Source organism: Candidatus Accumulibacter phosphatis, from assembly GCF_000024165.1.
Lineage (GTDB): Bacteria > Pseudomonadota > Gammaproteobacteria > Burkholderiales > Rhodocyclaceae > Accumulibacter > Accumulibacter phosphatis.
The window spans coordinates 4,879,634-4,891,553 of record NC_013194.1; the positions used below are offsets into that span (position 1 = coordinate 4,879,634).

Below are 11,920 nucleotides of genomic sequence, written 5' to 3' on the forward strand. Positions count from 1 at the left end.
TCGGACGCGGACGCGGACTCGGGCCCGCTCGCCGGGAGCGGCGGCGAGTCGCGGAAGTCCGTCTCCTTCGAGGCCCGGGGCGTGCTTCATGGTCGCGTCGGCATCTGTCAGCACGGCACCTAGCGCTTGGCCAGCGACTGCACGGGATCGAGGCGCGCCGCCTGGCGCGCCGGCAGGACGCCGAAAACGATGCCGGTGAGCAACGCCGTTCCCAGCCCGGCGAGCACCGCCCAGTCGGGCGGAAAGGCCGGATACGCCGGATAGAGCTGGCGGATGATCGCCGCGCCGGCGTGGCCGAGCGCGAAGCCGAGAACGGCGCCGGCAATCGAGAGCATTGCCGCCTCGGTGAGAAAGGCGTTGCGGATCGTCGCGCCAGTGGCGCCGAGCGCCTTGAGCAGGCCGATTTCCGCCGTCCGCTGGGCGACCGAGACGAGCATCACGTTCATCACCAGGATGCCGGCGACCGCGAGGCTGATCGCGGCGATTCCCGCGACGGCCAGCGTCATCGTCCCGAGCAGGCGATCGAAGGTGGCGAGCACGGCGTCCTGGGTGATGATCGTCACGTCCAGTTCGCCCTCGTGGCGCAGCCGGATGATCTCGGTGACCTGCGCCTTGGCCGGCTCGATCGCCTCGCGGCTCGAGGCTTCGACGAGGATGCGGAACAGCGTGTTGCTGTTGAACATCGCCTGCGCCAGCGCCACCGGCACGATCACCAGTTCGTCGGTATTCATGCCCAGCCCCTGGCCGGTCGAGGCGAGGACGCCGACGATGCGAAAGCGCCGGTCGCCAACGCGGACCAACTGGCCGAGCGCGGGTTCGCGGCCGAACATCTCGTCGCGAATCTTCGCGCCGATCACCGCTTCGGAAGCGCCGCGCCGCCAGTCGCCCGGCGGCAGGAAACGTCCCTGGGCGAGCGCCAGACGGCGCACGTCGATGAATTCGGCCGTCGTGCCGGCGACCATCACTTCGCGCAGCTTGCCGCCGACGCTGATTTCCGAGGTGCCGACGGCGAGCGGCGCGACGCGGTGTACGGCGCTCGCGCGCAGCAGCGCCTGCGCGTCGTCCACGGTCAGGTCGCGCGGTGTGCTGGTGATCGCGTTGCCCGGGCTGAAGCCACCTGTCTGCGAGCGGCCGGGCAGGACGATCACCAGATTGCTGCCGATCGACGAGAACTCGTTGAGGACGTAGCGACGCGCGCCATCGCCGAGCGCCGTGAGGACGACGACGGCGGCGACGCCGATGGCCATCGCCAGCACCAGCAGAAAAGTGCGCAGAGGGTTGCCGGTCGCCGCGTCGCGGGCGAAACGAATCAGGTCGGGAGTGCGCATCGATCCGGCGTCGTATCAGCAGGGCGCCAATGGTCGTGGTGCAGCGCGCCGTCCTCCATCAGCAACTGGCGGCGTGCGCGTGCGCCGAGGCCGCCGTCGTGCGTGACGACGATCAGCGTCACACCGCGCGCGTTGAGTTCTTCGAGCAGGCGCATCACTTCCTCGCCGGTGGCACGGTCGAGGTTGCCAGTCGGCTCGTCAGCGAGGATCAATGCCGGTTGCATGATCGTCGCCCGGGCGATGGCGACGCGCTGGCGCTGGCCGCCGGAGAGCTGGTCCGGACGATGGTCGGCGCGGTTTTCGAGCCCGTAGTCGGCAAGCGCCCGCGCGACGCGTGCGCTGCGCTGCGCCGGTGCGATGCCGGCCAGGATCATCGGCAGCGCGATGTTTTCGGCGGCAGTCAGCCGCGGCACCAGGTGGAAGCTCTGGAAGACGAAGCCAATGCGCTCGCTGCGCACGCGCGCCTGCTCTTCGGCCGAGAGCGTGGTGACGTCGCGTCCCTCGAGGCGATAGACGCCGGCGTTGGGGCGATCGAGCAGGCCGAGGAGGTTGAGCAGCGTCGACTTGCCCGACCCCGACGGGCCCATCACGGCGACATACTCGCCGGCGCTGATCGAGACGTCGAGCCGGCGCAGCGCGTGTACCTCGCTGTCGCCGAGCTGGAAAACGCGTTCGATGCCGGAAAGCTCGATCAGCGCGGCGCCCATCGCCTATTTGCCGGCCGGCTTGTCGTCGATCACATACGGCGCGCCGGCCTTCACGCCGGCCCGCTCGAGCGAGGTGACGACGCGCTCGCCGGCCGCCAGGCCTTCCAGCACTTCGGTGAATTCCCAGTTGGCGAGGCCGGTCTTCACCCGGCGTTCCACGAGCCGGCCGTCGGCACCGGCGATCAGCACCCGCCCGCCTTCGAGGAGCGCCGATGTGGGAACGCGCACCACCTTGTCGCGCGTGGCGAGGATGACCTCGATGTCGGCGCTGTAGCCGACCAGCAGCTTGCCGGGCGCCGCCGGGTCGTCGAAGGTGGCTTCGATGTCGACCGTGCGCGCCTGCTTCTCGACCGCCGACACGTACGGTGCCACGCGCTTGACGCGGCCGGGAAACGACTGCTTGGGCAAGGCGTCGAGGCTGATGCGCACCGGCTGCCCGGCGACGATCTTCGGCGCATCGACTTCGTCCATCGGCGCCTTGACGTACAGGCACGAGTCGTCGATCAGGTCGATTGCCGGCGGCGTCGGCACGCCCGGTGGCGACGGCGTCGAGTACTCGCCGACCTCGCCGACGATCTTGGCGATGGTGCCGGCGAAGGGCGCATAGAGCACCGTCCGCCCCTGCTCGACGCGCGTCAGGCTGACCTTGGCCTCGGTCTGCGCGACGTCGGCCATCGCCGCCTGGCAGCCCGCGCGCTTGGCCAGCGCCTCGCTGCGCGCGCTGTCCTCGCGGGCGCCCGAGACAAAGCCCCTGGCCCGCAAGGCGGCCTGGCGATCGGCCTCGCGTTCGGCATTGGCGGCGACGGCGCAGGCCTCGCTGACGCGGTGGCGGGCGGTCGCCACCTGCGAAACGGCCAAAGTGCTCTGCGCCTGCTGGTCGTCATTCCACAATTTCATAAGCAACTGGCCCTGGCGCACGCGGTCGCCCTCCTTCACCGCCAGCACCTCGATACGGCCGCCGGTGATCGTGGACAGCTTCGTCCGCTGGCACGCTTCGACCGTCCCGGCGCGCGTGTTGGCGAGCGTCGACTCGACCGTGCCGAGTTCGATCTCCCTGACGACGACGCCGATCGGCTTCGGCCGCGTTGCCCACCACAGGCCACCGGCAAGCAGAAGGACGACGACCAGGGCGATGAGCAGGCGGCGGAGCAGGGGCGACAGCATGGCGGGACTCGGGATCGTGGAGGATGCTCGGCATCGAGGCTCGCTATGGTCCGACGAAACCACCCGACTGGCAAGCGGCGCGCAAAGCATGTAGGTTGGGGTGAGCCCGCGAACCCCAACGCCAAGCCCGTCGACGACGATTGCCCGACGCACCATGGTCGGGTCAGAGCAAGGTGACGAGGTGGTGGCGGGCGATGACGAAGTGTTGGGGTTCGCGGGCTCACCCCAACCTACGGTTCCTACGCCTCCTGCCTGCTCCGTTGTCAGGCCCCCTCCGGCACCACGTGCTAGAATCGCTCCCCGCTCTCGCCCCGTCGCTCGATGTCCCTCCCCAATCCCCCGCAACGCGAAGCGATCCGCTATCTGGATGGTCCGCTGCTGGTTCTCGCCGGCGCCGGTTCCGGCAAGACGCGCGTCATCACCGAGAAAATCGCCTACCTGATCGAGTCTTGCGGCTTCAGCCCGAGCAACATCGCCGCCATCACCTTCACCAACAAGGCGGCCAGGGAAATGCAGGAACGGGTCACCCGGCTGCTCGCCGGCAGGCCCGCGAAGGGCCTGACGATCTCGACCTTCCACGCCCTCGGCGTGCGTATCCTGCGCGAGGAGGCGAAAGCGCTCGGCTACAAGCCCAACTTCTCGATCCTCGACGCCAGCGACACCTTCGCCATCGTCTCGGAGCTGGCCGGCAGCGTCGACAAGGGCAGTATCCGCAAGCTGCAGTCGCTGATGTCGGGCTGGAAGAGTGCGCTGGTCTCACCCGACCAGGCGCGCAAGGACGCCCGCAACGAAACGGAAGCGCTTGCCGCCAACGCCTTCGCGAGTTACGCGGCAACGCTGCGGGCGTATCAGGCGGTCGATTTCGACGACCTGATCGCGCTGCCCGTCACCCTCTTCGAAGACCATCCGGAGGTGCGCGACAAGTGGCAGAACCGCCTGCGCTATCTGCTGATCGACGAATACCAGGACACCAACGCCGGCCAGTACCGCATGCTCAGGCTGCTCGCCGGGCCGCGCGCCGCCTTCACGGCCGTCGGCGACGACGACCAGGCGATCTACGGCTGGCGCGGCGCCGACATCGAGAACCTGCGCGGGCTGCCGCGCGACTACCTGAACCTGAAGGTGATCAAGCTCGAACAGAACTACCGCTCGACGGTACGCATCCTCAAGGCGGCCAACGCCCTGATTTCGCACAACGAGAAGCTGTTCGACAAGAAGCTGTGGTCCGACCTCGGCCACGGCGACCCGATCACCGTCAGCGTCTGCCAGGATGGGGAAAAGGAGGCCGAGGCGGTGGTCATGAAGCTGCAGGCTCACCGCTTCGAACACCGCGGCGCTTTCCGCGACTATGCGATCCTCTACCGCGGCAACTTCCAGGCGCGCGCGCTCGAACAGCTTCTACGCAACCAGCGCATCCCCTACCTGCTGTCGGGCGGACAATCCTTCTTCGAGAAGACCGAGATCAAGGACATCACCGCCTACCTGCGCCTGCTCGCCAACAGTGACGACGACCCGGCCTTCATCCGCGCCGTCAGCACGCCCCGGCGTGGCGTCGGCGCCAGCACGCTGCAGGCCCTCGGCAGTTATGCCGGCGAGCGCCAGTTGCCCCTGTTCGCGGCGGCCTTCGAACAGGGCTTCGCGCCGCGTGTGCAGGCGCGCCAACTGGCGCCGCTGCTCGAATTCTGCGAATTCATCAACCGCCTGCAGGCGCGCGCCGCCCGCGAGCCGGCGGCGCAGGTGATGCCCGACCTGCTGCGCGCGATCGCCTACGAAGACTGGCTGCTCGAGCACGACGAGGCGCGCGCGGCACGCATCAAACTGACCAACGTCCAGGACTTCTGCGACTGGCTGGGCAAGAAGGGCGACGAGGAGCAGAAGACGTTGATCGACCTGACGCAGACGATCGCGCTGATCAACATGCTCGACAAGCAGGACGCCGACATCGATGCCGTACAGCTATCGACCCTGCACGCCGCCAAGGGTCTCGAATTCAAGCACGTCTTCCTGATCGGTATCGAGGAGGGTGTCCTGCCGCACCGCGAAGCCGAAGCCGACAACCGGATCGAGGAAGAGCGCCGCCTGATGTATGTCGGCATCACGCGCGCGCAGCGTTCCTTGCACCTGAGCTACGCCGAGAAACGCAAGCAGGGGCGAGAACTGATCCCCTGCCGGGCGTCACGTTTCATCGACGAGATGGGTCGCGAGGATCTGCGTTTTTCCGGCGGCAAGAACGACAGCGTGCCCGACAAGGCGGCCGGCGCCGACCGCCTGGCGGCACTGAAGGCCATGCTCGCCAAGCCCAAGTGAGCCCGACCAGCAAGCGGGTTACAGCGCGTCACGGCGCGTTACCAGAACATTGACATCGTGTCGCCGACTCCACGCGTTGTTGAGTGCAAGGCCGGAACGAAACCAGACGAACCCAGCGAACCGACCGAGCGAACGCAGCAAACGCACTCAACCCACTCAACCCACTCAGCAACGCACTCAGGAGACCACCATGTTCAAGAACCTCATCGCTTTCGCCGTCGCCGCCGCTTTCGGTACCGCCGCCTTCGCCCAGGCCCCTGCCGCCACCCCGGCCAAGCCGGTCGACGCCAGCAAGCCGGCCGTCAGCGCACCGGCAGCGACCATGCCGGCGCCGACGACCCCGGCAGCCAAGCCGGAAATGAAGGCAGACGAGAAGAAGGTCGACGCGAAACCCGCGCCGATGGCCGAGGAAAAGGCAGCTCCCGCCAAGCCGGCGGCGAAGAAGGCTCCGAAGAAGAGCAAGGGCAGCGCGGCCAAGAAGACGGAAGCGGCTCCCGCCGTTGCAACCCCCACGCCAGCGGCAGCAGCGCCCGTCAGCAAGTAATACCGGTCGGCGGCCTGGCTCCTTCAGCAGGCTTTCGGCGATGGCAACAGGCACTTTCACTCGAACCCATTCCGGTTACTGCGATTGACCTTGCGGCCAAGCGGGCGCTATGCTGCTCCGGGGCCGGAACGAGGCCGCGGCATCATCAACAACACCAGAGAAAGTGCGACGCGTGCCCAAGCAACCGAGGAACTTGATCAGGAGCAAGGCTGCCGCGATTGACCACGCGGCGCGGCGCCCGCGGCACGGCGCTTCGCCGGCCAGTAACGCCACCGCCGCCCGGTTGTCACATAGCACGCGTCCGGGTGCCGGCGGTAGCACCGCCGATGCAGCGGTCACGCGTGACCGGCGGGCCGCCTGAGCATGGACCAGGCGACCCACAACAAGATCGTCTCCTTCATCTGGGGCATCGCTGACGACGTCCTGCGCGATCTCTTCAAGCGCGGCAAGTACCCGGACGTGATCCTGCCGATGTGCGTCATCCGGCGCATGGATGCGGTCCTCGAACCGACCAAGCAGAGCGTGCTCGACACGCGCAGGATGCTCGACGCGGCGGGCATCACCGAGCAGCGCGCCGCGCTCTGCGATGCCGCCGGCCAAGCCTTCTACAACACCTCGCGTTTCACCCTGCGCGACCTCAAGTCGCGCGGCAGCCAGCAGCGGCTGCTGGCCGACTTCGAGGACTATCTCAACGGTTTCTCGGCCAACGTCCAGGACATCCTCGACAACTTCAAATTCCGCAACCAGTTGCAGACGCTGTCCAGGGCCGACGCCATCGGCACGCTGATCAACAAGTTCCTCGACCCCGACATCGACCTCTCGCCGGCCGGCATCGACAACCATTCGATGGGCACCGTCTTCGAGGAACTGGTGCGCAAGTTCAACGAGGAGAACAACGAAGAAGCGGGTGAGCACTGGACGCCGCGCGACGCGGTGCGCCTGATGGCGAACTTGGTGTTCCGCCCGATCGAGTCCGCGATCCGGTCCGGCACCTACCTGCTTTACGACTGCGCCTGCGGCACCGGCGGCATGCTCACCGTCGCCGAGGAGACGCTGACGGCGATCGCCGCCGGGCGCGGCCAGCAGGTCAGGTGCCTGCTCTACGGCCAGGAGATCAACCCCGAGACCTACGCCGTCTGCAAGGCCGACATGCTGCTCAAGGGCGAAGGCGAGAGCGCCGACCACATCGTCGGTGGCGCCGAGTGGTCCACGCTGGCGCACGACGCCTTCCCCGCCCGCGAGTTCGACTTCATGCTCGCCAACCCGCCCTACGGCAAGAGCTGGAAGAAGGATCTGGAAGCCATGGGCGGCAAGGACGGCATGCGCGACCCGCGCTTCAAGGTCATGCACCAGGGCGAGGAGCTTTCGCTGGTCACGCGTTCGAGCGACGGGCAAATGCTCTTCCTCGCCAACATGGCGTCCAAGATGAACGGTCAGTCGGCCCTCGGCAGCCGCATCGCTGAGGTGCACAACGGCAGTTCGCTGTTCACCGGCGACGCCGGCCAGGGCGAGAGCAACATCCGCCGCTGGCTGATCGAGAACGACTGGCTCGAAGCCATCGTCGCGCTGCCGCTCAACCTCTTCTACAACACCGGCATCGCCACCTACATCTGGGTGCTCTCCAACCGGAAACCCGCCCACCGCCAGGGCCGGGTGCAGCTCATCGACGCCAGCCAGTGGTTCAAGCCGCTGCGCAAGAACCTCGGCAAGAAGAACTGCGAACTCTCGCCCGAGGACATCGAGCGCATCAGCCGCAGCTTCCTCGACTTCGCGGAAACGCCCGAGTCGAAGATCTTCCCGAATGCCGCCTTCGGCTACTGGAAGGTCACCGTCGAGCGCCCGTTGCGCCTGTACAGCCAGCTTTCGCTCAAGGCCATCGAAACGCTGCGCTTCAACTCCGGCGACGAGGACCTGCGCGCCACGCTCTACGAGGAGTTCGGCGACGACCTGTTCACCCGTTTCTCCGCGGTTTCCGCTGCACTTGAGAAACGCCTCGCCGACTGGGGCAGCAGCGACGACTCCGAAGGCGAAGACGACGAGGGCGGCGGCACGAAGAAGGGTCTGCCCGAACGGCAGAAGAAGAAGCTGCTCGACGCCAGAACCTGGGAACGCGACGGCCGCCTGGTGGACGTGGCTACCCGGCTGCGCGTGCTGCTCGGCGAGGCGCTCTTCGACGATCACAACGCCTTCCGCGACCGCGTGGATACGGCACTGAAGGCGGCCGGGATCAAACTCGCCGCCGCCGATCTGAAGCAGATCCTGAAGGTCGTGAGCTGGCGCGACGAGAGCGCACCGCCGGTCATCGCCAGGGTGCACAAGCCCGGCAAGCTCAGGGCCGAGCCGCTGCGCGGTTTCTACGAGGCGACCGTGGACGGCAGGTCCTCCATCGTCGAGTACGAACCCGACGCCGACCTGCGCGATACCGAGCAGGTGCCGCTGCTCGAAGACGGCGGCATCGCGGCCTTCATTCGCCGCGAGGTGCTGCCGTACACGCCAGACGCATGGATCAAGGAAGACGCCACCAAGATCGGCTACGAGATCAGCTTCACGCGCCACTTCTACAAGCCGCAGCCGCTGCGCACGCTCGAAGAGATCAGCGCCGACATCCTGGCCATCGAGAAGGAAGCTGAGGGCTTGCTGGACGGCCTCCTGATCGGCGGGAAACGCGCATGAACAAAGGCATCGAACGGCCGGGCAGGGTCGCTGCGAAGCCGGCAGCGACCCCGCCGGCGCCCACGGCGGCCGCGCTAGTTCTCGCTGACGAAGCAGTGCTGCTGAGCGACCTGCGAAGTCTCGTCCAGTCGGCCCGCCAGCGGCTGGCCAGCGTTGCCAACGCCACCTACACGCATCTCTGCTGGCAAGTGGGTCGCCGCCTCCTGCGTGAGAATCTGCACGCCGGGCGCGCGGCTTACGGCAAGCAGATTCTTGCGACGGTGTCACAACAATTGACGGCCGAGTTCGGCGCCGGATTCAACTACACCGCCCTGACCCGGATGGCCCGGTTTGCCGAGTGGATGACCGACGAGCAGATTCTTGCGACGCTGTCGACACAATTGAGCTGGAGCCACTTCATCGAGCTGCTGCCGCTCAAGGATCCGCTGGCCCGCGACTTCTACGCCGAGATGTGCCGTATCGAGCGTTGGGACGTGCGCACGCTGCGCCAGAAGATCGGCGGCCTGTTGTTCGAGCGCACCGCGCTGTCGAAGAAGCCGCAAGCGGTCATCGCGGCCGAGATCGGCAGACTTCGCGACGGGCAGATGAGCCCCGACATCGTCTTTCGCGACCCCTACCTGCTCGACCTGCTGGGACTCAAAGGCGCCTACAGCGAACGCGACCTCGAGAGCGCCATCCTGCGCGAGATCGAGGGGGTGCTGCTGGAACTGGGCAGCGGCTTCGCCTTCGTCGCCCGGCAAAAGCGCATCAGCGTCGGCAAGGACGATTTTCATCTCGACCTGCTTTTCTTCCACCGCCACCTGCGCCGGCTGATCGCTGTCGAACTGAAGCTGGAGTCTTTCCACCCCGCGCACGTCGGGCAAATGGAGCTGTACCTGCGCTGGCTGGACAAGCACGAACGCGCTCCCGGCGAAGAAGCCCCGATCGGACTCATACTCTGCGCGTCCGCCGATGCCGAGCAGGTGGAGCTGCTGCAGCTCGATGCCAAGTCCATCCGCGTCAGCGAGTACCTCACGGAGCTGCCGCCGCTGCCATTGCTGCGCGAGCGGCTCCACCAGGCGATCGAACACGCGCGAGAGAGCGCCGCCCGGCGAGTGATGGATGAGGACCAGCCATGATCGCCGACCTCAAGCCGTATGCGGAGTACAAGGAGTCGGGGCTGCTGTGGCTCGGGCAGGTGCCGGGGCATTGGGACGTGCGGAAACCGAGACACATCGGGTCTCTACTCAAGGGCGTTGGCGGTACGAAGGAAGATGCCTTGCCGGCTGGAGTGCCCTGCGTTCGGTACGGCGAACTCTATACGACGCATGCCTATTTCGTTCGCAGGCCAAAGACGTTCATCCACGCCGATCGCGCCGCCGACTACACGCCTCTTCACTATGGTGATGTCCTCTTCGCTGCCTCGGGCGAAACCTTGGAGGATATTGGCAAATCGGCGGTCAATCTGATTGACGGTACGGCTGTCTGCGGAGGTGATGTCATCATCCTGCGACCGTCTGTTCCCGTGCACGCACCGTTTCTTGGCTACGTGATGGATTGTCGTCCATTGGCGAATCAGAAAGCGACGATGGGGCGCGGGACAACGGTCAAGCACGTCTATCCCGATGAACTCAAGCACCTTGTCTTTCCGCTTCCGCCTGTGCCAGAGCAGGCAGCGATAGTGCGGTTTCTGAACTGGGCGAACGGGCGTCTGGAGCGGGCCATTCGGGCGAAGCGGAAGGTGATCGCGCTGCTCAACGAGCAGAAACAGGCCATCGTCCACCGCGCCGTCACCCGCGGCCTCGACCCCTCCGTCCCCCTCAAACCCTCCGGCATCCCCTGGCTCGGCGACATTCCGCGGCATTGGCGTGTATGGCGGCTGAAGTTTGTAGCCCTGAATATCGTAGACTGCCTCCATGCGACGCCGAGGTATTCAGACGCCGGCACGCATCCGGCGATCCGAACCGCCGATATTGTCGCTGGTGTTGTCCTTGTCGACCAAGCGAAGAAGGTCTCCTCACGCGACTACGCGCGTTGGACGACGCGGCTGCAACCTCAAGAAGGAGATATTCTCTATTCAAGAGAGGGCGAACGTTTCGGAATCGCGGCGTGCGTACCGGCGGCCACCCAATTGTGCATATCACAGCGCATGATGGTCTTCAGGATTGCGACCCAACACTGCAGCAAGTTTGTAATGTGGCTGTTGAATAGTCGATCCACATACGGGCAGGCCCTTCAGGATGTGATGGGCGCAACCGCGCCCCACGTGAACATCTCTACGATAAGAAACTACTATCTGGCGTTGCCCCTGAAGCGAGAGCAGGAAGCAGTCGTCGAGCGTATTGGGGCCGAAACCCATCCGATTGAGGTCGCGATAGATCGCCTCAAACGCGAGATCGAACTCCTCCGCGAATACCGCACGCGCCTCATCGCCGACGTAGTGACCGGCAAGGTTGACGTGCGCGAAGCGGTGGCGCGGCTGCCCGAGGACGCCGCGTTTGAGAGTGGCAACAGCGAACCAGACCTCGACCCGGAACTCGCCGACGAGGCGGCTGACGAATGACCCTGCCGGCACGGCCCAAGCTTTACCATATCGCCCATGTGGACCGCCTGCCGTCCATCGTGACGGACGCCTGCCTGTGGTGTGATTCGGAGGTGTCGCGGCGCGGACCGGCGGGAACGATGATCGGCATCAGCAGCATCAAGCAGCGACGCTTGAGCGAGCTCACTCTGAGCAGCCATCCGGGATTGCACGTCGGCGATTGTGTGCCGTTTTATTTCTGCGCGCGTTCGGTGATGCTGTACCTGATCCACCAGGCCAATCATCCGGAACTCGCCTATCGTGGGGGCCAGAGTCCGATCATCCACTTCGAGGCCGATCTTGGCGCGGTGGTCGACTGGGCCGATCGGCAGGGCCGCCGCTGGGCGTTCACCTTGTCGAACGCGGGATCACGCTTCTTCGAGGATCGCTGCGACCTTGCCCAACTCGGCGAGATCGACTGGAATGCCGTGCAGGCGCGCGACTGGCGGCAGTGCAAGGAAGGCAAGCAGGCGGAGTTCTTGCTGGAGCACAGTTTGCCGTGGCATCTGGTTGAGCGTATCGGCGTGCAGTCGCGACCGATCTTCCAGCAGGTGTCCAACGCGCTGCCGGCAAGTGGATACCGGCCAGCGGTCGACATAGTGAGCGATTGGTATTATTGACAGAGGAGGTGTCAGCC

Annotated in this window: 9 protein-coding genes; 6 read left to right on the forward strand and 3 right to left on the reverse strand. The window is 66.1% G+C overall.

The annotated features are described in order from the left end of the window. Positions 1-119: 119 nt before the first annotated feature. The 3 genes from CAP2UW1_RS21300 to CAP2UW1_RS21310 are packed head-to-tail and all read right to left on the reverse strand — an operon-like array spanning position 120 to position 3,199. On the reverse strand, positions 120-1,328 hold the full coding sequence (locus CAP2UW1_RS21300; RefSeq protein ID WP_015768678.1) for an ABC transporter permease: 1,209 nt from the start codon (positions 1,326-1,328) through the stop codon (positions 120-122). Next, positions 1,310-2,035 carry an ABC transporter ATP-binding protein gene (locus CAP2UW1_RS21305; RefSeq protein WP_015768679.1) on the reverse strand — a complete coding sequence of 242 codons (726 nt, stop codon included), beginning with the start codon at positions 2,033-2,035 and terminating at the stop codon, positions 1,310-1,312. The genes CAP2UW1_RS21300 and CAP2UW1_RS21305 overlap by 19 nt, the downstream gene beginning before the upstream one ends. Positions 2,036-2,038: 3 nt before the next feature. Next, on the reverse strand, positions 2,039-3,199 hold the full coding sequence (locus CAP2UW1_RS21310; protein WP_015768680.1) for an efflux RND transporter periplasmic adaptor subunit: 1,161 nt from the start codon (positions 3,197-3,199) through the stop codon (positions 2,039-2,041). 321 nt (positions 3,200-3,520) lie between these two features. On the opposite strand from CAP2UW1_RS21310, the gene CAP2UW1_RS21315 reads away from it, so the two are divergent. The 6 genes from CAP2UW1_RS21315 (at position 3,521) to darT (ending at position 11,903) form a co-directional block, all read left to right on the forward strand. Next, positions 3,521-5,506 (forward strand): UvrD-helicase domain-containing protein, encoded by a 1,986-nt coding sequence (locus CAP2UW1_RS21315; RefSeq protein WP_015768681.1) that lies wholly within the window; start codon positions 3,521-3,523, stop codon positions 5,504-5,506. 190 nt (positions 5,507-5,696) lie between these two features. Beyond that, complete coding sequence (locus CAP2UW1_RS21320; protein ID WP_015768682.1) at positions 5,697-6,050, forward strand: hypothetical protein; 354 nt, start codon at positions 5,697-5,699, stop codon at positions 6,048-6,050. 363 nt (positions 6,051-6,413) lie between these two features. After that, a complete protein-coding gene (locus CAP2UW1_RS21325; protein WP_015768683.1) occupies positions 6,414-8,723 on the forward strand; it encodes a type I restriction-modification system subunit M in 2,310 nt (769 codons plus the stop codon). Further along, on the forward strand, positions 8,720-9,841 hold the full coding sequence (locus CAP2UW1_RS21330; RefSeq protein ID WP_015768684.1) for a PDDEXK nuclease domain-containing protein: 1,122 nt from the start codon (positions 8,720-8,722) through the stop codon (positions 9,839-9,841). Before CAP2UW1_RS21325 ends, CAP2UW1_RS21330 begins: the two co-directional genes overlap by 4 nt. Continuing rightward, positions 9,838-11,265, forward strand: a complete 1,428-nt coding sequence (locus CAP2UW1_RS21335) for a restriction endonuclease subunit S (RefSeq protein WP_015768685.1) — start codon at positions 9,838-9,840, stop codon at positions 11,263-11,265. The genes CAP2UW1_RS21330 and CAP2UW1_RS21335 overlap by 4 nt, the downstream gene beginning before the upstream one ends. Next, positions 11,262-11,903, forward strand: coding sequence for a type II toxin-antitoxin system toxin DNA ADP-ribosyl transferase DarT (gene darT / locus CAP2UW1_RS21340; RefSeq protein ID WP_015768686.1), 642 nt, complete (start codon positions 11,262-11,264; stop codon positions 11,901-11,903). Before CAP2UW1_RS21335 ends, darT begins: the two co-directional genes overlap by 4 nt. Positions 11,904-11,920 lie beyond the last annotated feature (17 nt).

Coding starts and splice junctions, on each gene's coding strand:
- CAP2UW1_RS21300 (WP_015768678.1), bottom strand. CDS start 1,328: ATGCGCACTCCCGACCTGATTCGTTTCGCCCGCGACGCGGCGACCGGC.
- CAP2UW1_RS21305 (WP_015768679.1), bottom strand. CDS start 2,035: ATGGGCGCCGCGCTGATCGAGCTTTCCGGCATCGAACGCGTTTTCCAG.
- CAP2UW1_RS21310 (WP_015768680.1), bottom strand. CDS start 3,199: ATGCTGTCGCCCCTGCTCCGCCGCCTGCTCATCGCCCTGGTCGTCGTC.
- CAP2UW1_RS21315 (WP_015768681.1), top strand. CDS start 3,521: ATGTCCCTCCCCAATCCCCCGCAACGCGAAGCGATCCGCTATCTGGAT.
- CAP2UW1_RS21320 (WP_015768682.1), top strand. CDS start 5,697: ATGTTCAAGAACCTCATCGCTTTCGCCGTCGCCGCCGCTTTCGGTACC.
- CAP2UW1_RS21325 (WP_015768683.1), top strand. CDS start 6,414: ATGGACCAGGCGACCCACAACAAGATCGTCTCCTTCATCTGGGGCATC.
- CAP2UW1_RS21330 (WP_015768684.1), top strand. CDS start 8,720: ATGAACAAAGGCATCGAACGGCCGGGCAGGGTCGCTGCGAAGCCGGCA.
- CAP2UW1_RS21335 (WP_015768685.1), top strand. CDS start 9,838: ATGATCGCCGACCTCAAGCCGTATGCGGAGTACAAGGAGTCGGGGCTG.
- darT (WP_015768686.1), top strand. CDS start 11,262: ATGACCCTGCCGGCACGGCCCAAGCTTTACCATATCGCCCATGTGGAC.